This is a genomic window from Dietzia psychralcaliphila, from assembly GCF_003096095.1.
GTDB classification, from domain to species: domain Bacteria; phylum Actinomycetota; class Actinomycetes; order Mycobacteriales; family Mycobacteriaceae; genus Dietzia; species Dietzia psychralcaliphila.
In genome coordinates this window covers 470,547-494,079 of sequence record NZ_CP015453.1, presented here as the reverse complement: position 1 = coordinate 494,079, position 23,533 = coordinate 470,547, and the positions used below count along the sequence as shown (strand labels likewise).

The following is a 23,533-nucleotide window of genomic DNA, read 5'->3' as shown; positions in this document are numbered from 1 at the left end:
TTGGGCTGGTGCCGCGGGGCGCCGGCGAGGACGACCGGTACATCGGCTTCAGGCCAGGCCCGAGGCGCGACCCGCGCGGATGTTCTGGCGCACGACCATGACTTCACGACCGGCCGCGGCGAGTACGGCGCTGGCACGTTCCGCTCGGGAGCCGCGCTCGCAGTGCACCCAGACGGTGCCCGGCGGGATCTCGTCGAGTCGGTCAGCCAGACGGGCGACCGGCACGTGTAGCGCTCGGTCCAGGTGATCGCGTGCGTACTCGTCGTCGTCTCGGACGTCGAGCAGGACGATGCCTGCGGCCGGACCGCCGTCCGCACCGCGGGGGAGTTCGGTGAACGACGCGGTGACGACGCCGGGCTCGCTCACGCTGCGTCTCCCGTGGTCTCATCGCGGGTGAGCGAGTCCAGCAGAGAGGTGCGCAATCTCCGGTAGGCGGCCTCGTCCGGCAGGGTGTCGGGGTCGCGGGGTCGGTCGAAGGGCACGCTGATATCGCGCGTCACGGTGGCGTCCGGACCATGGTTCATCACCAGGATGCGGTCGCTGAGCGCGATCGCCTCGTCGACGTCGTGGGTCACCATGACCACCGTGCGTCGGTCGGCCTCCCACAGACGTAGCAGCTCGCGCTGAAGCGAGTGACGGGTCAACGCGTCCAGAGCCCCGAACGGCTCGTCCAGGAGCAACACCTTGGGCTCCAGTGAGAACGCGCGGGCGATGCCGACGCGTTGCTGCATGCCACCCGAGAGCTGTCCGGGTAGGCGGTCCTTGGCGTGGCCCAGGTGGACGAGATCGAGGTAGTGGTCCGTCACCTCGGCGCGAGCTGATGCGCCGAGCTCTGGGCGGGCGCACGAGAGCGCGAACTCCACGTTCTCCCGCGCGCTCATCCACGGCAACAGGACGTGCTGTTGGAACACCACCCCGCGGTCGGCGCCGGGCCCGTCGATCGGCCGGCGATCCAACCACAGGAGACCGTCAGAGGGTTCGACCAGGCCGGCGATGATCGAGAGGATCGTGGACTTCCCGCAACCGGAAGGGCCGAGGAGGGAGACGAACTGACCGCGGCCGATCCGGACGTCTGTGGGGGCGACGATCTGCACCGCGTCCGCCCCACTTCCGAAGGACTTCGAGATTCCTTCCAGATGCAGGAACGACGCGTCGTGGCGCGAGCTGGCCGATGGGTCGTCGTGGGTGGAGAGAGCAGTCTCAGGCATGGGGGACCACCTTGTGCAGGGCCGACACGGCGCGGTCGAGCGCGAGGCCGACGAGGCCGATGATGAGGATCGCCACGCAGATCGCGGGGATGTCGAGCTTGTTCCACATGTTCCAGACGAAGTAGCCCATCCCACGTCCGCCGACGAGCATCTCGGCGGCGATGATGACGAGCCACGACGTGGAGAGCGACAACCGGAGGCCGGTGATCATCTGCGGTAGCGCTGATGGCAGCAGTATCGAGCGGATCACCCTCCATCGTCCGGCCTCGACGGTGCGGGCGAGTTGTAGGTGGAGAGGGTTGACGGACCGCACTCCCTCGATCGTGTTGAGAAGTAGCGGCCACAGTGCGCTCATGATGATTACGAAGAGTGCGGTTCGCTCGGCGTCGCGGAGTAGAGCCAAACCCAGGGGCAGCCACGCCAGGGGCGAGACCGGCCGGAGGATCTGGATGATCGGGTCGAGTCCCCAGCGGGCGGATCGCACCGACCCGAGCAGGAAGCCCAGCGGTATTGCGATCACCGCCGCCACGAGGAAGCCCGTGAGCACCCGCTGCAGGCTGGCGAGGAGGTGCCAGAACACGCCCACACTGTTGATGCCCTCCCGGTAGAAGGGATCGGAGAGGATCTCGATTGCCGAACGGAGCGTGGCCGCCGGGGTGGGGGCGAGCCCGCCGTCGTTGCCCGAGGTGGCCATGTTCCAGAGGCCGATGAACACGGCGGTGGTGACGAACAGGATCAGGGCCGCGAGAGCGCGGTCGCGGGAGATGGCGCGGTCCGACGCCAGCGTGCCGGATCCGCGTCGGCTCAACCGGGCCACGAGCGAATTCCACGCGGAGGGACGTTCGTCCCGCGACCCACCTGTGGTGGGGGCTCGGTCCTCGGCGTCGGCGCCTGTGGATCCTCGGTCGTCGGGTGCGATTTTGCCAGGGGACCTGGGTGGGCTGGGGGTGGTGGTCATGAGGTCACCTCTCGGCGGGTCCAGATATCGGTTCGGGCGGGATCGAACGGGATGCCCGTGATGGTCTCGGTACGGGCCGACGGGATGTCGATCCCGAGGTCGTTGAGAGCGCGGGCGGCGGCCGGGGTGTCGAACACCTCGGTCGTCGCGGCGTACAGCGCGGCTGAGTTGCCGAGGTCCCGGTCATCTGTGAGTCCCCACCGCTGTAACTGGGTCAGGATCCACATGCCGAAGTCCTCTCTAGGGAACGGGCGGAAGCCGATCCGGTCGGGCTCCTGCATCGTGCGCCCGGTGCCGTCGGGGTACGTGCCCGCGAGAATCGACGTGAGCAGTGCGGGTTCCTGGTTGAGGAACTGCTCGGTGGCCATCGAGGCCGCGGCCTGAGGCCGGTGAGCGGGGTCGTCCGACCACACCGCGGCGTCGGCGACGGCCCTGGTGAGCGCTCGGTAGGTCACCGGGTTCTCGAGTGCCCACTCGTCGGACACGCCGAGGCAACAGCAGGGGTGACCGTCCCACAGGTCGCGGGTCAGAGTGAACAGGTATCCGGCGCCCCTCGCCACGGCGAGCTGGTTGAACGGATCCGGTCCGAGGAAGCCGTCGATATTGCCGGTGAGCAGGTTGGCGACCATGTCGGCCGGCCGCAGGATCCGGAGGTCCACATCGAGGTCCGGGTCGAGTCCCCCGGTGGACAGGTAGTGGCGTAACAACAGGTTGTGCAAGGAGAAGTCGAAGGGGATCCCCAGCACGAAACCGCGCATGTCCTCCGGGCCACGCACGGTGTCGCGATGGCGGTTCGCCAACGTGATGGCCTGCCCGTTGACGTTGGTGATGAGCGGCATCCGCGTGGCCTTGCGGCCGGACGCGAAGCCGTGGTGCAGGGCCAGCGGCATCGGGGCCAGCATGTGCGTGGCCTGAACCTCGCCTGCCACGTACGCCCCCCACAGGTCGGCCCAGCCCGCGTACTTCTTGAGCGTCACCCTCAGCCCGTGCTTGGCGTAGATGCCCAACGGGGCCGCGTTGACCAGCGGGGAGGCGCACGTGATGGGGATGAAACCGATCGTGAGCTCGGGATTCTCGATACCCGGCAGGGCGTGCACGTCCTCGCCGTGGGTGCCGGGTTCGACCGCTGGGGCGGCGGGCGGAGCCGTGCCGCCGGTCCCGCAGGCGGCGAGCAGCCCGGATCCTGCGGTGGTACCTGCGAGGGTGAGGAACCCCCTGCGCCCCATATGCAGGTGATCTGGTGCACCGGGTGGCGTGCGCATCAGTGCTGTTCCGCGCGTGAGGCGACGGCCGCCACGGCCCAGTCGTGCATGCGCCCGGAGTGGTAGAGCAACGGCGGGGTGTCATCGCGGTGCACGGCGTGGACCCGCGCCACGAGGATCTGGTGGTCGCCGCCGTCGTAGATGCGGTCGATATGGGTCGAGAGCCAGGCGGATGTGCCCTCCAGGAGCGGCACCCCGTGCGGACCCGCGCGGTACTCGACGCCGTCGAACCGGTCCTCACCCCGGCCGGCGAAGGTCCGGGCGAGTGGTCCCTGTTCACAGCCGAGGACGTTGACGCCCATCGGGGCTCCGATGCGGAATGCGTGTAGGCAGCTGGCGCGGCGGTCTACGCACACCAGCACCAGCGGCGGATCGATGGAGACGGTCGTGAAGGAGCTCACCGTCATGCCCACCGGCTGGATTCCCTGCACGGTGGTGATGACGGTGACCCCGCTGGGGAAGGCGCCCGCTGTCTGCTTGAGAGCGGCCGCGTCGACCTGGTCACCTCGGCGCCACACCCCCGAGAGGTCGTCGTCCCCGAGGTGGGCGTGATCTGAGAAGTCGGTCTGATCGGCGGTGACTGTCATGTGGTGCTCCTGTGGGCGGTGGTCGGGTTCGGGCGGTTCTCGAGTGCCTTCAGCGCGGTGAGGAGCCGGGGGTCGTCTGCGGGCAGGGCGGGGCCGAGGGAGCGGAGCAGAGTTCGGAGGTCCTCGAGTTGACGGAGGTAGACCGCGCAAGGCGAGCAGGAGGCCAGGTGGGCGTGTATCTCGCGATCCCAGGTCGACTCGTCGGCATCGAGGAGTCGGTGGGCCAGGTTCACGAATTCGACACAATCGGGTTCGACCGGGCTGGGGCGGTAAGTGGTGGTCATCGGACCTCCGCGTGGAGATGGGTGGGGTCGGCGCACTGGCCGGTCGTGTAGCACTCGAGCGCGCTGCGCAGCCGCGCTCGCGCTCTGTGGAGCAGGGAACGCTGGGTGGTCGCCGGGATGCCGGCGAGCTCCTCCACCTCGGTGGCGGTCAGTCCGTCGACCTCGCGCAGCAACACCACCTGGCGCTGCCGGTCCGGTAATCGGCCGAGTTCGGCAGCGAGTACCCGGCCGAGTTCCGCGTTGACGGCCGCCGTCTCGGGCAGGAACCTGGCCTCGGGCGGCGTCGACCAGTGACCGGCGTCCGGGTGTCCGGCCGGGTGCATCCGGCCGGCGATGCCGTGGGGGTCGTCCTGCCCGTCGTCTCCCGGAGCTGGCACGATTTCGTAACGCCGAAGGCGGATCTCCTGCCCGGTGGCCCGATAGGCCTTGTTCCGCAGCACGGCGTAGAGCCAGGTGCGGAAGCCGGAGCGTCCCTCGAAGCCCTCCAGGCCGCCGAGCACGGCGATCCAGGTCTCCTGGACCACGTCTTCGGCTGCCGCGCTGGACGGCACGAGCGTCTGGGCGAAGCGGAGCATGCCCGGGTAGTACTCGGCCACCAAGCCGGCGACCTCGTGGCGTTCGCCTCGGGCCAGGACGGCGGCGGGCCCCAGTTCATCGACGGTCATGGTGCACTCCTTTCAGGTGGCTCGTCTCGGGTGCCTCGCTGACGCCGCTCAGGCGCAGGTGGCCAGCTCCCACCGCAGCTGGGCCTCGGACGGCGACTGGACCGGGAAGAAGACGGCCTCGCGCATGCGCCGGGACGTGCCGGACGAGCTTGCATAGCCCTTGCCCCCAGCGGATTTGGTCTCCAGGATCGCGGCCTCGAACGCGACCTCCGCGGCCTGCAGCCGCATAGCGAGGAGTTCGGCGCGCCCGGCGGCGTGGGCGGTCGCCTCGGCGCGGGCGTGGGCGGTCATGGCAGAGCGGACCAGCGCGAGCTTGCCCACGAGCCGGTCGACCTCGCCGGCGAACACCGCGTTGACGCCGATGAGCGACGAGCGGGCCTCCTCCAGGGCAGTGGTAGCCAGGCCCACGCACAGCGCGGTCTGCAACATCACGAAAGTAGGCCGAACGGCGGTGAGGAAGGCCTCGAAATCGCTGGTCAGCACCTGGTGTGCACCGATCCGGACATTCTCGATCTTCAAGAACGACGACGCGGTGGAGCCGAGCGCCATGAGTGAGAAGGGTGGGCCCACGGTGACGCCGGGGGTGTCCACGGGCAGGGCGACCAGAATGCGGTCGCCGGTGGTGGTGCGCGCAGCCGTGACGAGGACGGCGTCCTCGTACAGGTTGGAGGCCCATCGCAGGGTGCCGTCGAGCACCAGTTCTTCACCCTCGACCGTGGCGGTCACGTCGAGGCTGCCACAGCCGGCCAGCTCGCGGAACGCCGAGGCCATTCCGGTGACTCCTGGGCGTTCACCGGTGACCATCGTCGTGAGCAGGTCGCGGGAGTAGGGGGTGTCGGCCTGCGCCAGGTACTCCATGGTCATGCGGTGCGCCCAGGCGGTGAACGCCGAGGAGAGGCAGCAGGCGGACACCTGGGCCAGGGTCTCGACCATCCCGGACAGTCCACCGTCACGGTTGCGCGACAGGCCCGCGTCGAGCGCGCCGGTCGAGGCGAGCAGGGGCAGGACGTCTCTGGCGGCGCCCTCCCCACGGTCGAGGTCGTCCGCCCGGGCGGCGACTGTCTCTAACACACTGTCCAGGTCGACGGGAGTAGAGGTGGATACGGGGATCGCTGTGGCGGTCATGGTGTTCCTCCGAATTGGCGTGAGATGGGTGGTGGTGGCGGGGCTCACCAGTTGTAATCGAGAAATTTCCCGTCAAAGGTCACGACGACTCGGTCGCCACCCGGGTCCGACCGGCGGGCGATGTCGACCTGGAAGTTGATGGCGCTCATGATCCCGTCACCGAACTCTTCGTGGATCAGAGCTTTGAGTGCCGGTCCGTAGACCATGAGCGCCTCGTGGAATCGATACAGCGTGGGGTCGGCCGGAGGCGGACCGACGACGTCGCCTCGGGTGGGCTGGGCGACGAGGGCCTCGACGACGTCGCCGCCCAGGTCCAGGAGGTCGGCTAAGGCCGCAGCCTGCTCGGCGCCCATCGGGTGCATCCCGAGCAGCGCCGCGGTCGTCCAGACGGGGGTGCTACCGGCCGCTTTGGCCAGTTCCTCCCAGGATTTGCCGGCGCGGACGCGCGCCGCGTCGACGATGCGGCCGGCTTCGATCTTGTCCAGGACCGTGCGGGGGTCGGTGGTGTTCATCGGTGCTCTCCTCGGGTCTAGTGACGGGCGATCAGGCGACGACGGTGGTGTGGGAGACCTCGACCGGGTTGGTCATGGTGTTGACGACCGGTGACCAGCGCATGGCGGATTCGGCGATCTCGGTGAGGGTGGTCTCGTCGGTGTCACCGGCGAGCGTGATGGTGCAGCGGATCGCGGTAAACCCCATGATCTTGGCCGGATCGGTGTCGCCGATCCCCCAGACGGCGGAGATGTCGATGTCGCCCTCCATGGCGATCTCGGCGGTGGTCAGCGCGACGCCGCGGTGCCCGGCGTTCGCCACCAGGCCCACGTTGATGCAGGACCCGAGCGCGGCGAGGGCGACCTCGGACGGATTGGGGGCGGCGTTGTCGCCGAGCAGCGCGCACGGCTCGGAGACGAGGACCGGCGCGGTGTCCCGCACTGATGTGAGGTTGCGGAAGCCGGTCTCACAAACGGTGGTCGCCTTGAGAGTGCGGTGACCGGTGGAGGGGTTCTCCTTGGAGGTGGCGGAGAGGTCGGCCAGGCCGTCGAGGTCGATGTCGACGAGGGTGCGAATGGTCTCGGTCACGATGGGGTCCTTCTTCGGTGGGGCCGGCGGCCGGTCGGCCGTCCGGGGCTCCTCCACGCAGCGACCGCGTCAGCCGGTCATGCAGTGGAGTGTCACCCGGTTCGTTCCCCGCGGACGGTGTTCCGTTGCACTCCCCGGCGACCCTTTACACTGACGAAACAAGTCGATACGCAGGCGAAACGCCAACGGTAAAACGAGTGACGTCCGTCACCGAAACCGCTGGGCGTCCGTGTCGACGCCCGGCCCCGTGCCGTCCCGGGGCCGGCCAAGGGGAGGACGACCCTCGGCTACCCGCCCAGGCTGAGCACGGGGGTCGCGCTCGCGCCGTGCTCGATTTCGAGTTCTTCGTTCCGCGCGATCTCCTCGCTTGCCTCCGGCGAGATCAATCCGCGGCCCGACCCGCTCCCCACACAATCCAAGGTCGCCCCTCAGACGCGGCCGCATCTCCAGGCCCATACCGAGAGTCCTATTGCGACCAGTGCTGTTATCGGCAGTATCCACTTGCCGCCTAAGGACGCCTGCAGTTGCTAGAACTGCTCGTTGCCCAGGATATGGACGCCATCGCGCCTATCCGCCAGCGGCATGTACCGTCCAGCCACCGGTCACTCCGATGAGCGGGAGCCACATGTGGAGCGACCCGGCCACTAAGAGCACCGCGGCCGGGAAGGGCAGCCACGCTGTTGGCAACCGTCTTCCTTGCAATGACGCCAGGCCCGACACATCAATCGCGCTCATCTACCCAAGTATTAGCAAGCGGTCTGGGGACACGTGGGGCACCACGCTCGCGCTACCCTCCCCCGGAGATCTCCACCAGCTCCCACTGCTTTGCCGGGCCAGCCGTTCGTGCCTGACACATCGTGAAGATCGGCTCGGAGAAGGTCTCACGCAGTCGCACCTGGACCGGTCCGCGCGGGCCCTCAAGAGTGACGTCGACGTGGCCGTCCGATTCGACGACGTCCAGCGGAGCGAGGGCGTCGATGCGGTCGTCGCCGAACGCTGCGCGAGCGTGGTGCTGCGCGACCTGCACTTCTGCCGGGTAGCTACTTCGCCCGCGGAGGTGGCGCGGCTCAACCCGGCCCTCGGTGTAGCGGGTGACGATGTCGGCCGGGTCCTCCGCCAGATCGACGCGGCCGTAGAAGAGCCCGTGCGGCAGGACGATCATCGTAGCGGCGAATCGGTCCCCGCCCAGGTGCGAGCATTCCCACGTCGCCTCCGGGTACCGCTCGGAAATGTGGGTGGTGGCCTTGCGCCCACGCACAGCGCAGCACTGGTCGTGCTTGCCATGGGCGCAGATGGCGACCAGCGGCTCATCGGTCGGCGTCCCTGCGGAGCCGTCGAGGGGGATGTCGGCGTACCCCTCGGGGCCGTCGACCTCGCCCCATCGCAGGGACTCCTGCCCGGGTCTGGCGTCGGCCAGAGCCCACCGCCACCGTCGCTGCTCGGAACGCTTACCGGGCCGGCGGATCGCCGCGACCCGGATATCGGCCGCCTGAGCACGCTGGGCGATCTGCCGTCCCAGCTCAGGCGGCAACAGCGCCGGGGACTCGAGCAACGCCGAATGCCCCCAGGGTCCGCAGAGCTCGAGCATGAGCCACCGCATCCCCCTTGAGCCCGAGCCTTCTAGTCGATCGCCCCGGCGCAGCGCCGACACGCTGCACGGCTCCCAGTCCGCAGGCCTGGTCACAGGATCACCACCCTCACAGTGCCACCAGTACTGCCTCCCGCAGCAACCGCCGGAGAACCACCAGGCCGTCGTCCGCATCAAGGCCGGGCAGCGAACCGGCGCTCACGGGAGCGCCCTCGAGGACTGCGTGTAGGGCGGGTTCGCACACCGCCGGGAACGAGATCGACTTGGTGGGCAACTTCAGCACGACAGTGTCCGGGTTGCTGCCGTCGGAGCCGTCGTAATCCACCCGCCCGTGAAGCCCGTCGCGCCACCGCAGCGGGGTGTCGGCGTCGAGCGAGGCGACCGCGTCGAGCGTGGCCAGCGGGCGGACCGGGGCGGGTCGCGTGAGGTCCAGGTACTGCGTGGCGAGCGCGTCGCCGGCGAGATCGCTGAGGTGCTCCTGCTTCTCGGCGATCAGCCGGGCCAGCACGTCGAGGACCTCGCGGGTGTAGTCCTGCGTGGCGGCGGCGTCGACCGGGGCGAGCCCGAGCGGCAACGACGCTCGCAGCTCCTCCTCCGAGGCCAGCGCCTCGATCATCGCCGTGGCGACATCGTGGCCGGTGAAGGGGGCCACGCCCACGGTGAGGTGGATGGAGGTGTCGCCCTGCGCCTCGGCGGAGTGGACCCAGCCGCGCGGCAGGTAGAGGCAATCTCCCGGCTGGAGCACGGCGTCGATGACCGGTTCATCGGAAGCCCGCGCCGCGATCGCTTTGCGGTGATCGGTCCAGGGCTGATCGGGAAGCGGGTGACGGTGGACGGGCTCGTGAACCCGCCACCGCTTGGAGCCGGACACCTGGAGCACAAAGACGTCGTGGACGTCGTAGTGCGGATCGAACCCGCGGTTCGCGGGCGGGGTGATGTACGCGTTGGTCTGCACCGGGTGGCCGACATCCGAGGTCATGCCCCGGACGAAGTCGATGATCGGGGGCCAGAATCGGTGCAGGCCCTGCAGGACGATCGTCGCCCCGGCGGCGAACTGCGTGAGCACGCCGTCGGGGTCGATCTGGTCGGGCATCTGCGCGCCGAACCCGCCGGCGCGGGTGAAGCACGCCCGGTCGACGAGCGTGCCCTCCCGCGCCATCCGGACGAAGGGTGTGCGTACCCCTCGTTCGGCGATGATCTCGTCGACCATCTGCGGAGACAGCAGGTCGGAGAAGTCGCGTGGCAACTGGGCCGCCGGGCTCAGCAGGGGCCGCTGTCCCCACACCTCCGCCGCGAAATCATCCCGCCCGCAAGCGACGCACCGCTCCAGCACTACTACTCAGGCCGTGCCGTCGGCGCCGCCATCGGCCCCGTCCGGGTTCGAGCCGCCGTCGGCGACACCCTCGCCCGAGCCGGCCGCGCCGTCAGCACCACCGTCGTGGCCGCCCGGGTTCGAACCGCCGTCAGCGGCGCCCTCGCCCTTGTTGGCCGAACCGTCGGCCCCGCCGTCGTGGCCCTCCGGGTTGGAGCCACCGTCGGCGACTCCCTCGCCTGAGTTACCGGTGGTCGTCATGTCGTCGTCACTGATAGCCATGTGCGATCCTCTCGTCGGTGCAGGCGTTGACCTGCACGGATTCATGCGGTGTCGCCACGTACCCGGACTGGCCCGGACACGATGGGGCTTGCCGTTCCCCCACTATGCCACCGGATCAACACGGGGCACGACCGGTCGACAGACCGGCGATCAGGGCCCGTGGCCGAGATACTCGTGAACGCGCAACGCCAGGGCGAGGTCGAGGGTGTCCCCCACCCGTCGCTCCGCGTCGAGGTCGGTGAAGATCCTGGAGATGCGGTACCGCACGGTGTTCTTGTGCACGTGGAGCAACTCCGCCGTGCGGATCAGGCTGCGGTTCTCGGCCAGATAGGTGGCCAGGGTCTCCCGGGACTCCGCCGCCTGCGGGGTGTCCGCGGCCAGTGGGCCCAGCGTTTCCCGGACCCAGATCCTCGCTTCCGGGGTGTCCTTGGCGATCAGTGACGTCGCGGCCAGACCCGGTTCGGCGTAGCTGGACACGGGCCGCGACCGGCGCCCCGGGGCGGTGGCGCAGCCGAACGCGATCCGGGCCTGCTCGTGGCTGCGTTTGAACCCCTCTGGCCCCCACATCGGCTCACCCATCGCCAGGTGAGCGCCGCCCATGGACTCCCGCAGCCTGGTCAGGTCGAGCGTCCGCACCGCGGCGGCGTCGACGGGGATCCAGTTCCACACGGTCGTCTCGTCGATCGTGACCTGCAGCGGGGGCGAGGGTGCATTGATCACCCCGGCCGCGGCGAGGATCCTGCTGTGCAACCGGCGGGCAGAACTCTCCGGATCGGGATCCCACGCGATCACGGCCAGATGCGTCCGCTTGAGCGCGTATCCGGTCTTGGTCTCGAACCGCGTCGCACCGCTTCCCGGATCGTTCATGAGGTCCTCGATCGCCGAGACCAGCACGCTGCCCGGCATGTCGCTCCAGCGCTGCCGCTCGGATTCGTAGGCGTTGAGGACGTAGCGGATGATCCAGTCGATGTACTGGTGCTCCATCGTGGCGAACTCGGAGATCACGTCGATGGTGCGCTGCGGAGCGAGATCTCTGGTCTCCATCCGCTGCAGGACCACGCGCTGCATCTCGTGGGCCCCCAGGTGATAGGCGCGGACCAGGGCGTTGGCGGAGACGTTCCGCTGGGCCAACCGGAAGGCGTACTCGACCGCGGCGGTGGTGGGCTGCAGATGGTCGAGCGGGATCTTGTTGCCCATGACGTGCAGGATCGTGCTCACGTTTCCGTGCACGCTTGCGGTGAGCAGGTCCATCAGACCGGTCTCGGCGGACAGGTCGTCGATGGTGTCCGCGATGTACTTGGTCACCGTCGCGACCACCGCGTCGATGTCCTCCGAGAGCTCACGCGCGAGATCGGCCAACACGCGCGAGGCCATCCCCTCGTCGTCGTCGTTGTCGAAGGACTCGACCCGGGGGGCGTCACTCATCGCGCTGTGTTCTCTTCACGCTCTGTTCTCTTCACGCTCGGTTCTCATCACGTTCGACACTCATCACGCTCGGCGCTCCCGTCTCCGTCCCGAGATACTTCAGCGCCGCGCGGGCGGCGTTGTACCCGGGCATCCCGTGCGCTCCGGCGCCCGGCGGCGTCGAGGCCGAGCACAGGTAGGCGCCCGGGATCCCGAGGCTATAGGGGTCGGCGGAGATCCTGGGGCGGAAGACCACCTGCAGTCCGGCGTTGGATCCACCGACGATGTCGCCTCCCCGCTGGTTCTCGTTCTGCGCCTCCAGCCGCCACGGGGGCGTCACGTGGGTGGCGACGATCCGGTCGCGGAACCCCGGGGCGAATCGCTCGATCTGCGCTGTGACCGCCTCCTCCGCGCGGCCCGGGTAGTCGGCGGGAACGTGCGCGTAGGCGTACAGAGGGACGGTGTCCCCGGCGGCCCGGCCCGGGTCGGCCACGTACTGCTGGCCCACCAGCACGAACGGTCGCTCCGGCATCCGGCCCAGCGCACATGCCTTCTCCGCCTGGTGGATCTCGTCGAAGCCCCCGCCGAGGTGCACGGTCCCTGCCCTCCCGCAGTCGGCGTTGCGCCACGGAACCCCGCCGGTGACGGCGTAGTCCACCTTGTAGGCGGCCGGGCCGGCGGAGAAGCGTCGGAACGACGACGCGATCCGGTTGGGGAGGCGCGAGCCGAAGACCCGCAGGGCGGTGTCCGGGGAGGTGTCGAGGAGGACCAGGTCCGACGGGGGAATATCCGACGACGACGAGACGCGCACTCCCGTGTGGATGCGCCCGCCGTGCTCGGCGAGGACGGCAGCCAGCGAGTCGGCGATCGCCTGCGAGCCGCCCTCGGCGACCACCCACCCGTACTTGTGCCCCGACGCCCCGATCATCAGCCCGACCGCCGAACTCGCGGGCCGGTCGAGTCTCGAGAACACGTGGGCGGCGAGCCCGCCAAACAGGGCCCGCCCCCGCTCGGTGCGGAACAGCCTGGCCAGGACCGTCGCGGGTGCCAGGGCACGGGGGCCGAAGAGCGCCAGCTTGTCGGGCCGCCTGGGCACATGGAAGAACGGGCCCATCAATTCGCCGGCCAGGATGTCGAAGTCCCGGGCCAGATCGTTGAACAGCGCATGCCAGACCCGGCCGTCCTCCCCCAACCCCTCGACCGTGCGGGCCACCGAGGTGTAGAGGAGCCCGGCGTCGCCGCTGTCGAGCGGATGGGCGCAATCGATCTCGGGGTGAAGCCACCGCAGACCGTGACGCTCCAGGCCGAGCGTCTGCAGGAAGGGGGACGCCGCCCCCATCGGATGGATGGCCGAGCAGTGGTCGTGGATCAGTCCCGGAACGGTCAGTTCGCCGGAACGGGTACCGCCACCGATCGTGTCCGCGGCCTCCAGGACCGTCACGTCGACCCCCTGGCGTGCGAGGTGGACGGCGGCGGCCAGCCCGTTGGGGCCGCTGCCCACGATGGTGGCGGTACTCATTGTTCTCCTCCGGCGTAGTGGTGGGTGGAGAGCTCTCCGGCTCCCCTCGGTGGTCGCCGCGCGGCTACCTCATGAGCTGACCGCCTCGTCGGCCGTGGGCTCGCTCATCCTCTTGTGGTCGGCCGCGTGGTGATCGGCCGCGTGGTGGTTGGCCTTGTGCTCAGCCGTGCGTCGGCCGCCCGTGGGCTGCCCACCCGTCTCGGCCCGCCACGTGGTGTAGCGCGGGATGGGTCCGTTGGGCAGGTGCGGCCGTGCCTCGACCTCGTCGGCCACGTTGACGTATCCCTCCTCGATGATCCCGAGCGCCGCGTCGATGATCTTGTACTGCTGGGTGCCCTTGTGGATGGGTTGCGACTCCATCCACACCACCACAAACTCGCCGGGGGCATACCCGACCCGCTTCTGGATGGCCGCGATCAGACGGTGGTCGTGGAGATGCCCGTCGCCGAAGTTGAACCCGATGATCGTATTGGAGGCGAACTCGGCCTCGCGGACGTCGTATTTCTCCAGGTCCTCCCCCAGATGGTGCATGAGCAGGGAGAACAGGCCGCGCCCGTTGCTGTGCAGGGACCGCCACCCCAGGGTCAGGTCGAGCGTCATCCGCGCCACGTCGGGGTCGTACATAGACTCGAGCTGCACGGGCGTCGTCTTGGCCGGGCGGTCGATGAACTCGTCCAGCTTGGCCTCGGCGCCCGGCGCGAACGCCCACAGCGCGGTGGCCCAGTTGCCGGCGTACTGGCGCATGGACGGCAGGAACGACACCAGGTCGGGCCGCAGGTTGCCCAGGATCGGGAAGAACACCAGGCCGGCCACGATGAGGGCCAGCAGGAACGGGTTGGAGAAGTCCGTCACGCCGAAGCCGTCCTGGTTGGGGAATCCGAGGAACAGCACGATCGTGGCGAAGGCGAACAGGATGTTCCACTCCAGCGGCACCGCCAGCGGGAACGTGGAGAAGATGAACAGGTGGAAGCACACCATGAGGACGGCGGCGGCGATCGAGACGTAGATGTTGGTCGAGAACAGCAGCACCAGGGGCGCCACCACCTCCACCAGCGTGCCCAGCACATGCGCCACGCCCGAGGCCATCCGGGAGGGGCGCAGATCCTCCGGATACTTGCGGTAGTGCGCCCGCTTGACCGACTTGGACACGATCCACGGGGTGTTGCTGATCATCGGCGGGATCACGTGGGAGAAGTGCTTGCCCAGCTTGGAGATGCCCGCACCGATCCACACCGTCACGATGAGCAGCTTGAGGGCCACCACGATGTCCACGAACGGCAGGAACGAGAAGAACACGATCGCGGGGTAGTACTGCTCACCGCGGGAGGCGATAAAGATGACCTTGTCCCGCAGGCCCATAACCACCATCAGCACGACCAGCGGCATCACCACGGACGGGTTGACCACCGACTGGTCGGCCATCCCCCGGGCGGCGACGCCGGGGAGGACCACGGCGAGCAGCAGGTTGGCCAGGATCACGCAGTAGAGCAGGACGTCGAACAGCGATCTGGTGTCACCGCGGGTGCCCGGCACCTTGTCCGGCCAGGGTGGGAGCCGGATGCCGCCCACCCTGGTCCAGTAGAGGACTCCGCCGGTCATGGGCTTGAAGCGTCCACACAGGGGACCCCAGGTGCCGCCCAGGCCCATGATCTCCAGCAGCATGGTCCACAGGATGGCCTTCTGGTAGACGATCAGCTCGTTCCACCAGCTACCCACGTCCAGCGGGTTGAATCCGGAGGTCAGTGTGGCCAGCGTGATCCCGATGCCGATTTGCAGGATCAGCACCTTGAACAGGTAGATGACGTTGATCATCTTGGGGGTGCCGAACCCGTGGTCCGCCCAGTGCGTGTGTGCGATCCGTACCCGCTCCATGAGCGGCAGGCCGTTGAACTTCTTCGGGTCGATGTCGGGCGGAACGCCCTGCGTGAATCCCATGATGTACTCCTTTGACGTCCAGCTGTGATGGGGCGGGTGACGCGGCAGGCTACGAGACGGCCGCGACGCGACGCAGTGAGGGTTTGTCGATCTTGCCGACCGGGTTACGGGGCAGTTCGTCGACGAAGTGGATCGCCGCGGGCAGCTTGATCTTGGTGATGCGCTCGCGGGCGGCCTCGAGGAGTTCGTCCTCGGTGACCTCGGTGTTCGCGTAGGTCACGACGTAGGCGACGGGGATCTCCCCGTAGGTCTGGTGTGGTGCTCCGACGACCGCGCACTCGAGCACCGCGGGATGCGTGGCCAGGGCGTTCTCGATCTCCTTGGGGTACAGGTTCTCCCCGCCCCGGATGATCATGTCCTTGATGCGGTCGACCAGCGTGAGGTAGCCGTCGGCGTCGAACTTCCCGACGTCACCGGTGTGCAGCCATCCGTCCTCGATGGTGTCGGCGGTGGCCTCCGGCATCCCCAGGTAGCCCTTCATCACCGTGGGGCCCGAGATCATCACCTCTCCGGCGTGGCCGACGGGCAGCTCACCGCCGTCCTGATCGACGACCTTGACGCTGATCCCCGGCAGGGGGACCCCGACGGTGCCGGCCTTGATCGGGCCACCCGGTGGGTTGCACGTGGAGGCGCATGTCCCCTCGGTGAGGCCGTACCCCTCGACCACCGGGATACCGAGCACGCCGGTCACCCGGTCGAGGAGCTCCCTCGACACCGGTGCCGCTCCGCAGATCGCGCGCCGTAGGCAGCTGAAATCCCGGTTCTCAGCGCCCGGCGTGTCGGCGAGGGTCGCGAAGATGGCCGGGACGGCGGAGAAGTAGGTCGGCCGGTGCTCCTCGATCGCGTCGAGAAAGGTCTCCGGCCTGAAGCGTCGGAGCAGGGTGAGGCGACCGCCCACCGAGGCGGGCAGGAGGAAGCTCACGCAGATGGCGTTGACGTGGAACAGCGGCAGGACCAGTAGGCAGTGCTCGTCGGGGCGGGCGTCGACATGCTCGGCCAGCGCGCGGGTCATGTGCTCGAGATTCGCGTGGGTCAGCTCGACCCCTTTGGGGCGTCCGGTGGACCCGGAGGTGTAGACCAGCAGCGCCGTGTCCTGAGGCGTGAACGTGGCGGTGGGCACCGAGTCGCCGGTGGTGGGGCACTCAGCGACATCGAGCACTGTCGGCGAGACGGTGAGCGCGCGGATGGCGTCCGGCGACTCGGTCACCACGACGAGGGTGGTGGAGTCCCCGAGCTGGTGCTCGAGCTCCGCCGGGGCCAGGACCGGGTTGACCGGCGTCGCGACGGCTCGCAGGCTCCAGGCCGCCATCACGGCGACGAGGAACTCGACCCTGTTGGACAGTTGTACCGCCACGACGTCCCGCTCGCCGACTCCGTGGCCCGCGAGAATCCGGGCGTACGCGGCCACGAGCTGCGAGAACTCGCGGTAGGTCAGCGCGGTGCTCTCGTCCTGCGCGAAGGGGGCGTCGAGGCCCTCGGTGCGATTCCAGACAGAGTATCCGAGCAGGTCAGTGCGCATTGGCATCCGGCAACCTTCGTAGTGATGGGGATCGGTGTGATCCGCAACACTATGGAGCGGGCCAGTGCCTGAGAACGTCCCAGGACGCCAAAGAAAGCGTCAGCTGTTGTGCCGGGGAGACAGGGGGGCCGGTCAGCGACCGGACGACTCGACGACGCGGCGTGACCTGCTCGACTGGGCGACGGCTCGGCCCCGGGAGGCTGCGGGCGTTGTCGTCGTCGCGATGGTTGACGTGCTCTCCCCCGCGCCGGTCACCCTCGCACGGGCTGCCGGGCGGACGCGATCAGGGTGGCCGCCCGCACGGTCGCCGCTGCTACCTCCCGCGGTTCGCCTTGCGGTAACTCACGACGGAACCGATGATCCCGGCGACCGCCCCGACCATCCCGCCGACCACGGCTCCCTGTGCCATGCCCCCGAGAAGACCCTCCCCCGGTGTCACCGTGACCGAGGGGAAGGGCAGGAGCGGCTGCCCCGCGAAGACGGTGTAGGTCATCGCGGCGAACGTCAGGGCGATGACCGTGCACACCGCGACCATGTTGACCAGCGTCGACTTGGCCCCGCCCTCCTCGGCAAGGGTGTTGAGGTGGACTCCCCGCCGCCGCGCGTACCACTGGGTCGCCGCCGCGGGCAGGATCGTGAGCGCGAGGAGCACCGTCGGAACGAGGAAAAGGCCAAACGCTGCTGACACGACGGACCCCGCCAGTCCCGCGTACAGACCGATAGTGAGACCGAACGAACTCGCCTCCATGAACACGGTGCGTTCCCGCTCGTCACCGTACGCAGGGCTGTCGAGATCCATGACCCGGTCCGACCACCTGTCGAACACGCTGTTGCGCTGATTCATCAGGACTCCTCTTCCAGAGTGAAAAGCTCTTCAACCGACCGCTCCAGGGTCCGCGCGATTCGAATCGCCAGGTACACCGACGGCGAATAGTCGCCCCGCTCGACCGCGATGATCGTCTGCCTGCTGACACCCACCGCCTCGGCGAGCTCGGCCTGGGTGACCCGCTTGACCTTGCGGCACTCCCGGACCGGGTTCGATCCGGTCGCGTCGGACTCTCGGACTGCCATGGCCCGATGTTAATCAGGCTTGACTTTTCATGTCAAGAGTAGTTGACCTTTGAGTGGGCGGCGGCTCCCACCAGCTCTGCTGCGGGCGTTGTCGTCGTCATCGAGGGACCGCGCCGTACTTCGCCGCGCAGCTCGTCGCCTGGACCGGCAGCGGCATGGCACCCGCATACTGGGTGATCGGGGTCTGCGTGATCGGGCTCCTCACCGTGTCCACCATCGCCGAGACGGGAAAGAAGGCCCTGCCGACATGATCCCCTCGCCACCCTCTGCGGACCGCGCCAACCGGCCCGGGACGGGTGACGCCACCGCGCTGCGCGTGGCCGTCGAACCGACCCGCGACCCCCACCTCGTCGCCGCGGTGGAGGGCGCGGGGGGTTCGGTGGTTCCGCTCGAGGAGGCCCGGGTGCTGGTGTGGATCGGGGGCCCGGACGGTTTCCCGGCCCTGCCTCAACAGGTCGAGTGGGTGGCGCTGAGCACCGCGGGAATCGAGCACTTCGTCGCCGAGGGAGTGCTCGACGACCGCCGGACCTGGACCAACGCCTCCGGCTTCTACGCCCGGGGCGTCGCCGAACACGCGCTCGCCCTGCTGCTCGCGGGCACCCGGCAGGTGGTCCGGTCGGCCCACACCCGCTGGGCCAAGGATGCCGTGGATCCGACTGTCCGCACTCTCCGGGGCGCCTCGGTCGCGATCATCGGCGCCGGCGGCATCGGGCGTGAGCTCGTGCCACTGCTCACCGCGTGTGGAGCGCGGACCCTCGCCGTCACCAGGTCCGGCCGCCCGGTCGAGGGAGCCGCCCTCACCGTTCCGGCCGAGCGGACCGAGGAGGTGCTCGCTCAGGCCGACCACGTGGTGCTGGCCGCGCCCGACACCCCGGAGACCCGACACCTGATCAACGACCGCACCCTGGCGCTGCTCCGCCCGCACTCCTGGATAGTCAACGTGGCCCGCGGGCCGCTGATCGACCAGGCGGCCCTGTACCGCGCCCTCACCGCGGGACTGATCGGGGGAGCTGCCCTCGACGTGACCGATCCGGAACCGCCCGCGCCGGACGACCCGCTGTTCGGCCTCGACACCGTGGTGATCACCCCGCACGTCGCCAACCCGGCCGGACGGCTCACCGAGGAGATGGCGGGGCCCCTCGCGGAGAACCTGCGCAGGTTCGTCGACGGCGAGGACCTGCTGTCCGTGGTCGAGTACGGCCGCGGCTACTGACGCTCACCACCCGCGACCCGAGGGCTGAACCCGTCGCGCGCACTACACGGGAGCCGTCAATCCACCGCACGGCGGACGAACCCGCGCAGGCCGACGGTCGCAAAGGCCACCGTCGAGACCCCGAGCCCGAGCGCGATCCACTCCGCCCCCAGGTGCGGCGACGAGGTCAGGGCGGCGCGCATCCCCTCCGAGACGTAGGTGAGCGGGTTGACCAACGTCAGCACCTGGAACCACCGCAGGGAATCGAGCAACTGCCACGGGTAGAACGTGGCACCGGTGAAGATCAGCGGCGTCAGGGCCAATGCGAAGACCATGTTGATGCGTTTCGCCGGCACCGACGTGCCCAGCACCAGGCCGATGGAGGCCCCGGCGAGGCCGCCGACGACCAGGAGCAGCGCGAACACCCCCCAGTTCGCACCTCCGGTCTGCAACCCGTCCGGCAGGATCACTGCTCCGAGCGGCAGGATAAGCAGCGCCGCGATCAGGGACCGCCCGGTCGCGAACACCAACTTCTCCACTCCCACCATCAACGGGGAGATCGGCGCCAGCAGCCGGTCCTCGATCTCCTTGGTGTAGGAGAACTCGATCACCAGTGGCAGCGCCACGTTCTGCAGCGCCGTCAACACGAGCGTCAGCGCGATGATGCCCGGCAACAGTTGCGTCGCATAGCCCTCGTCCACCGCGCCGATCTCCGGCAGGACGAGGCCGAACACGAAGAGAAACGCCAACGGTTGCATGAGCGACTGCGCCAGGAAACCCCCGAGCTCGTGACGGAGGGTGTTCCAGATATCTCGCTGCAGCAGGCCCAGGAACGCACGGAAACCGGTCGCGCGCGCCAGCATCGGGTCCGGTGTCGTCCGGCCCCCGTCCGGTCTGGACGACGCCCCCGCCGGCGCACCAGCGGTCGTGCCGGGGTTCCTCGTCACGTCACTCATCGCAGCTCCCGCCCGGTCAGGTGCACGAACACGTCTTCCAGGCTGCCCTCGAGCCGGCGCACATCCCGCACCACGGCTCCTCGTTGTTCGGCGACCGCGACCGCCTCGCCCAGGCGACTGTCGCCATAGCACCGCACGCGCCACCGCCCCTGGTCGATCTCGGCGGACTCCGTCTCCCCGAGCTCTCCCAGCAGCGGAGCGGGATCGTCCGGGGCGTCCACCACGAGTTCGATGCCGCGACCACCCGGCAGCAGATCCCGCAGACCTGCCGGCGTGTCCAGCGCGATGCGCTCACCGTGGTCGACGATCGCGATCCGCTCACACAGTCGATCCGCCTCCGCCATATCATGCGTGGTCAGCATGATCGTGGTGCCGGAGCGGTGGAGTTCGGTCACCCTGTCCCAGAGGAACAACCGTGACTGCGGATCCAACCCAGTGGTCGGTTCGTCGAGGAAGAGAAGCGGCGGACGGTGCATGAGTGCCCGCGCGATGAGTAGTCGCTGCGCCATACCGCCGGAGAAGTTCTCCACCTGTTCATCGGCGCGGTCGGCCAACCCGAACTGTTCCAACAGCTCGCGTGAGCGCCGTCGCCTGTCCTTCAAGCGCATTCCGTAATAGGCGCCGTGGAACGTCAGATTCTCCAGGGCCGTCAACGATCGGTCCAGGTTGCTCTGCTGCGGCATCACCGCGATCCGCCGTTTGACCGCCTGCGGTCCGGCCACCACGTCGATCCCGTCGATCCGCGCAGTGCCCGAGGTCGGTCTCACCCGCGTGGTCAGAATGCCCAGCGTCGTCGTCTTACCGGCGCCGTTGGGCCCGAGCAGTCCGAACAGTTCGCCACGATCCACCGTGAAGTCGATGCCCTTGAGCGCGACCGGACCACGGCGACCGTACTGTTTGCGCAGATCGCGGACCTCGATCATCGGGTCATCGCCGCGCGCGTCCGTCCGTGGATCGCCGCGCACCTCCGACCGGGCGTCGCCGCGCACGGCGTCGTCGTTCACGCCCACACAGTCCTCCGATCGCTGGACACACTCTAGCGCCCCGAGAGCCGCCGCCCGGTCTGCTCAACCGAGCGGCGGCTCTCGTGGTGTGCTGCTGCGGAGTTCGTCGTCGTCGGGGTCTTCCCACAGCCCGGTTCGCGGCTGCATGTCCGACCAACGGCTGCGCTCCCCGCAGCGAGCGCGCTACTTGACCAGCAACTCTGCGATCTGGATGGTGTTGAGCGCGGCACCCTTGCGCAGGTTGTCGCCCGCCACCATGAGGTTCAGGCCCCTGTTGCCCTCGATCGACTGGTCCTGGCGGATGCGGCCCACCAGCGACTCGTCGATGCCCGCCGCGTCCAGCGGGGTCGGCACCTCCACGACCTTCACGCCCGCGGCCTTCGACAGCACCTCGCGCGCCTGCTCCGGGGTGATGTCCCGCTCGAACTCGGCGTTGATGCTCAGCGTGTGACCGGTGAACACCGGCACGCGCACGCAGGTGCCGGCCACGCGGAGCTCGGGCAGCCCGAGGATCTTGCGCGACTCGTTGCGAAGCTTCTGCTCCTCGTCGGTCTCCTCGGACCCGTCGTCGACCAGCGCGCCCGCCAGCGGCAGCACGTTGAACGCGATCGGCGCCACGTACGGCCCCGTGTCGTCCACCTTGAGCGCCGCGCCGTCGTGCACCAACTCGTGGCCGACGCCGACGTTCCCGGTCACCTGCTCCTCGAGGGTCCGCACGCCCTGCAAACCCGACCCGGACACGGCCTGGTACGTCGACACCACCAGCCGCTTGAGACCGGCCGCCTCATGAAGCACCTTGAGCACCGGCATCGCGGCCATGGTGGTGCAGTTGGGGTTGGCGATGATGCCCTTGGGCGGGTTCTGCGCCGCCTCGGGGTTGACCTCGGAGACGATCAGCGGGACGTCGGGGTCCTTGCGCCAGGCGCTGGAGTTGTCGACGACGACGGCGCCGGCCGCCGCAAACCTGGGCGCCTGCTCCTTGGACATGGTGCCGCCGGCCGAGAACAGGGCGATGTCGATGCCCTTGAGCTCCTCGTCGGTGGTGTCGGCCGTGTCCTCCACGACGATCTCCTCGCCGCGGAACGGCAGCGTGGTGCCCGCCGACCGGGCGGAGGCGAAGAACCGCACCTTGTCAGCCGGGAAGTTCCGCTCCTCCAGCAGGGCGCGCATCACGCGCCCCACCTGGCCCGTGGCTCCGACTACGGCGACAGTGGTCATTGGTGAGGTCAACTCCTGGTGTACTCGCTACGGCCGCCCGCGGGTGGCAGCTCCACCCTGCGCTCGGGTCGGCCGATGATCGCCCAGTCTACCGGCCTCGTAAATGCCCTCCAGCGACTCTCGTCACATCCGGGCTGCGGGCCCTCATCACACCGCCCACGGCCTCGAGCCCGTCGACCCGCCGGTTGCATCCCCGCCGCCCTCTCCGCCCTCTCTGCCCCTCTCCGCCGCCAAGAGGAAATCGCCTGAATCGCGCGAGGAGCCGTGCACGATTTCCTCTTCTCGCCGCGTTCCACTTCTCGGCGCGGCAGGGCGGGCAGGGCGGGATCGGCAGGGCGGGCAGGGCAGGATCGGCGGGGCGGTGATATTTCAGAAGAGGCGCTGGGCGGTATCCACACCCCGTGCTCGTCCACAGGCCAACCCGGACCACCCCATCGAAGCGCTCGCGAGGATTCGAGCACCAGGCATAGTCGCACTCCGTGAGCGCGCGCCCCCGGAACGTACCCATCCGTACCCGTGACCTCCGGCACCGGACCGGAAGCCGGTTGACGAGTCGCGGCTATGCCCGCCTTCATCACGGCCTGTGGTTCCGCGACGGCGTTCCCATCGACTCCTGGGCGCGGGCGGAGGCACTCATGGAGCTCTACCCGGACGCAGCGGTGACAGGATGGCTCGCGGCAGTCATCTACGGGCACGCCTTCGCGCCGCTCGACTTCGCGGACGAGGTGGTGGCGCCGGGGCGGCGGATCGAGCGGCCGGGCGTTACTGGATGGCAATACCGGATCCCGCCCGAGCACGTCCAGATCCTGACGTCGGGGCACTGCCCGGACATCCGCATAGCGAGCCCGGAGTGGACTCTCTTCGACATCGCACGTCACGAACCGAGAGTCGAGGCCATCTGCGCCCTCGACACCTCCACCACCATGGGGCTCCTGCCGATCAATCGGCTGCGCCCGCTGGCCGAAGGGTTACGAGGCGTGCGCGGCCGCAGGATCGTGCTCACGCGGCTCGGGGAGGTCGACACCCTCGCCGAATCGCCATGGGAGACCCGAACGCGGCTGTTCCTACTCGAGAACGGGTTGACCGGATTCGTCCTCCAGCACCGGGTGCCCGAGTTCAGATACCGCCTCGACATCGCGTGGCCGTCCCTGAAGGTGGCGGTGGAGTACGACGGCGCGGGTCACCGCACGCGGAAGCAACAGGCCGACGATGAGATCCGACGGAACCGACTGCGAGCGGCCGGCTGGTACATCGAGGTAGTCACCGCGACCTCACTGGTTCGCAGCCCCGACGAGATCCTGGCGCACGTGCGGGCGGCGTTGGGCCGACGCGGCTACGTGAGCCCCGGTGCCTGAATCACCCAC

At 69.0% G+C, this 23,533-nt stretch carries 24 protein-coding genes; 2 read left to right on the top strand and 22 right to left on the bottom strand.

All coding sequences use genetic code 11. The features are described from left to right. Positions 1 to 48 precede the first annotated feature (48 nt). From A6048_RS02175 to A6048_RS02085, 19 genes are all read right to left on the bottom strand, one after another. Positions 49 to 366, bottom strand: a complete 318-nt coding sequence (locus tag A6048_RS02175; RefSeq protein WP_107748028.1) for a rhodanese-like domain-containing protein — start codon at positions 364 to 366, stop codon at positions 49 to 51. Continuing rightward, the gene (locus A6048_RS02170) at positions 363 to 1,208 is read right to left on the bottom strand and encodes an ABC transporter ATP-binding protein (protein ID WP_107748027.1); all 846 of its coding nucleotides are present in this window, start codon (positions 1,206 to 1,208) and stop codon (positions 363 to 365) included. The genes A6048_RS02175 and A6048_RS02170 overlap by 4 nt, the downstream gene beginning before the upstream one ends. Further along, positions 1,201 to 2,166, bottom strand: a complete 966-nt coding sequence (locus A6048_RS02165; RefSeq protein WP_235027648.1) for an ABC transporter permease — start codon at positions 2,164 to 2,166, stop codon at positions 1,201 to 1,203. The genes A6048_RS02170 and A6048_RS02165 overlap by 8 nt, the downstream gene beginning before the upstream one ends. Next, the gene (locus A6048_RS02160) at positions 2,163 to 3,392 is read right to left on the bottom strand and encodes a CmpA/NrtA family ABC transporter substrate-binding protein (RefSeq protein WP_159110405.1); all 1,230 of its coding nucleotides are present in this window, start codon (positions 3,390 to 3,392) and stop codon (positions 2,163 to 2,165) included. The genes A6048_RS02165 and A6048_RS02160 overlap by 4 nt, the downstream gene beginning before the upstream one ends. A gap of 35 nt (positions 3,393 to 3,427) precedes the next feature. Beyond that, a complete protein-coding gene (locus A6048_RS02155; protein ID WP_107748025.1) occupies positions 3,428 to 4,015 on the bottom strand; it encodes a flavin reductase family protein in 588 nt (195 codons plus the stop codon). After that, a complete protein-coding gene (locus A6048_RS02150) occupies positions 4,012 to 4,299 on the bottom strand; it encodes an anti-sigma factor (protein WP_107748024.1) in 288 nt (95 codons plus the stop codon). The genes A6048_RS02155 and A6048_RS02150 overlap by 4 nt, the downstream gene beginning before the upstream one ends. Beyond that, the gene (locus A6048_RS02145) at positions 4,296 to 4,964 is read right to left on the bottom strand and encodes an RNA polymerase sigma factor (RefSeq protein WP_107748023.1); all 669 of its coding nucleotides are present in this window, start codon (positions 4,962 to 4,964) and stop codon (positions 4,296 to 4,298) included. Before A6048_RS02145 ends, A6048_RS02150 begins: the two co-directional genes overlap by 4 nt. A 48-nt stretch (positions 4,965 to 5,012) precedes the next feature. Continuing rightward, positions 5,013 to 6,089: an acyl-CoA dehydrogenase family protein gene (locus A6048_RS02140; protein ID WP_107748022.1), complete on the bottom strand. Its 1,077-nt coding sequence runs from the start codon at positions 6,087 to 6,089 to the stop codon at positions 5,013 to 5,015. A 44-nt stretch (positions 6,090 to 6,133) separates the two neighbouring features. Then, entirely contained in the window at positions 6,134 to 6,601 is a 468-nt protein-coding gene (gene cynS, locus A6048_RS02135; RefSeq protein WP_107748021.1) for a cyanase, read from the bottom strand. Positions 6,602 to 6,632: 31 nt separating this feature from the next. Next, complete coding sequence (locus A6048_RS02130) at positions 6,633 to 7,157, bottom strand: OsmC family protein (protein ID WP_107748104.1); 525 nt, start codon at positions 7,155 to 7,157, stop codon at positions 6,633 to 6,635. A gap of 799 nt (positions 7,158 to 7,956) precedes the next feature. Beyond that, entirely contained in the window at positions 7,957 to 8,769 is an 813-nt protein-coding gene (locus A6048_RS02125; protein WP_107748020.1) for a ferredoxin family protein, read from the bottom strand. Positions 8,770 to 8,866: 97 nt separating this feature from the next. Next, a complete protein-coding gene (locus A6048_RS02120; RefSeq protein ID WP_107748019.1) occupies positions 8,867 to 10,090 on the bottom strand; it encodes a cupin domain-containing protein in 1,224 nt (407 codons plus the stop codon). Between the two features lie 6 nt (positions 10,091 to 10,096). Further along, positions 10,097 to 10,351, bottom strand: coding sequence for a BatC protein (locus tag A6048_RS02115; RefSeq protein WP_107748018.1), 255 nt, complete (start codon positions 10,349 to 10,351; stop codon positions 10,097 to 10,099). Between the two features lie 150 nt (positions 10,352 to 10,501). Next, on the bottom strand, positions 10,502 to 11,776 hold the full coding sequence (locus A6048_RS02110) for a PucR family transcriptional regulator (protein WP_107748017.1): 1,275 nt from the start codon (positions 11,774 to 11,776) through the stop codon (positions 10,502 to 10,504). Positions 11,777 to 11,807: 31 nt separating this feature from the next. Further along, a complete protein-coding gene (locus A6048_RS02105) occupies positions 11,808 to 13,274 on the bottom strand; it encodes a phytoene desaturase family protein (protein ID WP_107748016.1) in 1,467 nt (488 codons plus the stop codon). A gap of 69 nt (positions 13,275 to 13,343) precedes the next feature. Beyond that, on the bottom strand, positions 13,344 to 15,209 hold the full coding sequence (locus A6048_RS02100; protein ID WP_107748015.1) for a DUF3556 domain-containing protein: 1,866 nt from the start codon (positions 15,207 to 15,209) through the stop codon (positions 13,344 to 13,346). 49 nt (positions 15,210 to 15,258) lie between these two features. Next, positions 15,259 to 16,734 (bottom strand): class I adenylate-forming enzyme family protein, encoded by a 1,476-nt coding sequence (locus tag A6048_RS02095; RefSeq protein ID WP_235027647.1) that lies wholly within the window; start codon positions 16,732 to 16,734, stop codon positions 15,259 to 15,261. Between the two features lie 307 nt (positions 16,735 to 17,041). Next, positions 17,042 to 17,572: a hypothetical protein gene (locus tag A6048_RS02090; protein WP_107748013.1), complete on the bottom strand. Its 531-nt coding sequence runs from the start codon at positions 17,570 to 17,572 to the stop codon at positions 17,042 to 17,044. After that, positions 17,572 to 17,799, bottom strand: a complete 228-nt coding sequence (locus A6048_RS02085; protein WP_107748012.1) for a helix-turn-helix transcriptional regulator — start codon at positions 17,797 to 17,799, stop codon at positions 17,572 to 17,574. The genes A6048_RS02090 and A6048_RS02085 overlap by 1 nt, the downstream gene beginning before the upstream one ends. Before the next feature lie 247 nt (positions 17,800 to 18,046). Between A6048_RS02085 and A6048_RS02075 the strand changes: the two genes are divergently transcribed. Further along, on the top strand, positions 18,047 to 19,012 hold the full coding sequence (locus A6048_RS02075; RefSeq protein ID WP_107748011.1) for an NAD(P)-dependent oxidoreductase: 966 nt from the start codon (positions 18,047 to 18,049) through the stop codon (positions 19,010 to 19,012). A 56-nt stretch (positions 19,013 to 19,068) separates the two neighbouring features. Here the strand turns inward: A6048_RS02075 and A6048_RS02070 are convergent, their stop codons facing one another. The 3 genes from A6048_RS02070 to A6048_RS02060 all read right to left on the bottom strand — a co-directional run bounded on the left by A6048_RS02070 (position 19,069) and on the right by A6048_RS02060 (position 22,169). Beyond that, positions 19,069 to 19,947: an ABC transporter permease gene (locus tag A6048_RS02070; RefSeq protein ID WP_200837436.1), complete on the bottom strand. Its 879-nt coding sequence runs from the start codon at positions 19,945 to 19,947 to the stop codon at positions 19,069 to 19,071. Beyond that, positions 19,944 to 20,951, bottom strand: coding sequence for an ABC transporter ATP-binding protein (locus A6048_RS02065; protein ID WP_235027646.1), 1,008 nt, complete (start codon positions 20,949 to 20,951; stop codon positions 19,944 to 19,946). Before A6048_RS02065 ends, A6048_RS02070 begins: the two co-directional genes overlap by 4 nt. Before the next feature lie 183 nt (positions 20,952 to 21,134). Continuing rightward, positions 21,135 to 22,169 carry an aspartate-semialdehyde dehydrogenase gene (locus A6048_RS02060; protein WP_107748009.1) on the bottom strand — a complete coding sequence of 345 codons (1,035 nt, stop codon included), beginning with the start codon at positions 22,167 to 22,169 and terminating at the stop codon, positions 21,135 to 21,137. Between the two features lie 479 nt (positions 22,170 to 22,648). Between A6048_RS02060 and A6048_RS02055 the strand changes: the two genes are divergently transcribed. After that, a complete protein-coding gene (locus A6048_RS02055) occupies positions 22,649 to 23,524 on the top strand; it encodes a DUF559 domain-containing protein (RefSeq protein WP_107748008.1) in 876 nt (291 codons plus the stop codon). Positions 23,525 to 23,533 lie beyond the last annotated feature (9 nt).

Bases quoted from the DNA above. Each gene is read 5' to 3' on its own strand.
- A6048_RS02170 (WP_107748027.1), bottom strand. From the start codon at position 1,208: ATGCCTGAGACTGCTCTCTCCACCCACGACGACCCATCGGCCAGCTCG.
- A6048_RS02165 (WP_235027648.1), bottom strand. From the start codon at position 2,166: ATGACCACCACCCCCAGCCCACCCAGGTCCCCTGGCAAAATCGCACCC.
- A6048_RS02160 (WP_159110405.1), bottom strand. From the start codon at position 3,392: ATGGGGCGCAGGGGGTTCCTCACCCTCGCAGGTACCACCGCAGGATCC.
- A6048_RS02155 (WP_107748025.1), bottom strand. From the start codon at position 4,015: ATGACAGTCACCGCCGATCAGACCGACTTCTCAGATCACGCCCACCTC.
- A6048_RS02150 (WP_107748024.1), bottom strand. From the start codon at position 4,299: ATGACCACCACTTACCGCCCCAGCCCGGTCGAACCCGATTGTGTCGAA.
- A6048_RS02145 (WP_107748023.1), bottom strand. From the start codon at position 4,964: ATGACCGTCGATGAACTGGGGCCCGCCGCCGTCCTGGCCCGAGGCGAA.
- A6048_RS02140 (WP_107748022.1), bottom strand. From the start codon at position 6,089: ATGACCGCCACAGCGATCCCCGTATCCACCTCTACTCCCGTCGACCTG.
- cynS (WP_107748021.1), bottom strand. From the start codon at position 6,601: ATGAACACCACCGACCCCCGCACGGTCCTGGACAAGATCGAAGCCGGC.
- A6048_RS02125 (WP_107748020.1), bottom strand. From the start codon at position 8,769: ATGCGGTGGCTCATGCTCGAGCTCTGCGGACCCTGGGGGCATTCGGCG.
- A6048_RS02115 (WP_107748018.1), bottom strand. From the start codon at position 10,351: ATGGCTATCAGTGACGACGACATGACGACCACCGGTAACTCAGGCGAG.
- A6048_RS02110 (WP_107748017.1), bottom strand. From the start codon at position 11,776: ATGAGTGACGCCCCCCGGGTCGAGTCCTTCGACAACGACGACGACGAG.
- A6048_RS02105 (WP_107748016.1), bottom strand. From the start codon at position 13,274: ATGAGTACCGCCACCATCGTGGGCAGCGGCCCCAACGGGCTGGCCGCC.
- A6048_RS02100 (WP_107748015.1), bottom strand. From the start codon at position 15,209: ATGGGATTCACGCAGGGCGTTCCGCCCGACATCGACCCGAAGAAGTTC.
- A6048_RS02095 (WP_235027647.1), bottom strand. From the start codon at position 16,734: ATGCCAATGCGCACTGACCTGCTCGGATACTCTGTCTGGAATCGCACC.
- A6048_RS02090 (WP_107748013.1), bottom strand. From the start codon at position 17,572: ATGAATCAGCGCAACAGCGTGTTCGACAGGTGGTCGGACCGGGTCATG.
- A6048_RS02085 (WP_107748012.1), bottom strand. From the start codon at position 17,799: ATGGCAGTCCGAGAGTCCGACGCGACCGGATCGAACCCGGTCCGGGAG.
- A6048_RS02075 (WP_107748011.1), top strand. From the start codon at position 18,047: ATGATCCCCTCGCCACCCTCTGCGGACCGCGCCAACCGGCCCGGGACG.
- A6048_RS02070 (WP_200837436.1), bottom strand. From the start codon at position 19,947: ATGAGTGACGTGACGAGGAACCCCGGCACGACCGCTGGTGCGCCGGCG.
- A6048_RS02060 (WP_107748009.1), bottom strand. From the start codon at position 22,169: ATGACCACTGTCGCCGTAGTCGGAGCCACGGGCCAGGTGGGGCGCGTG.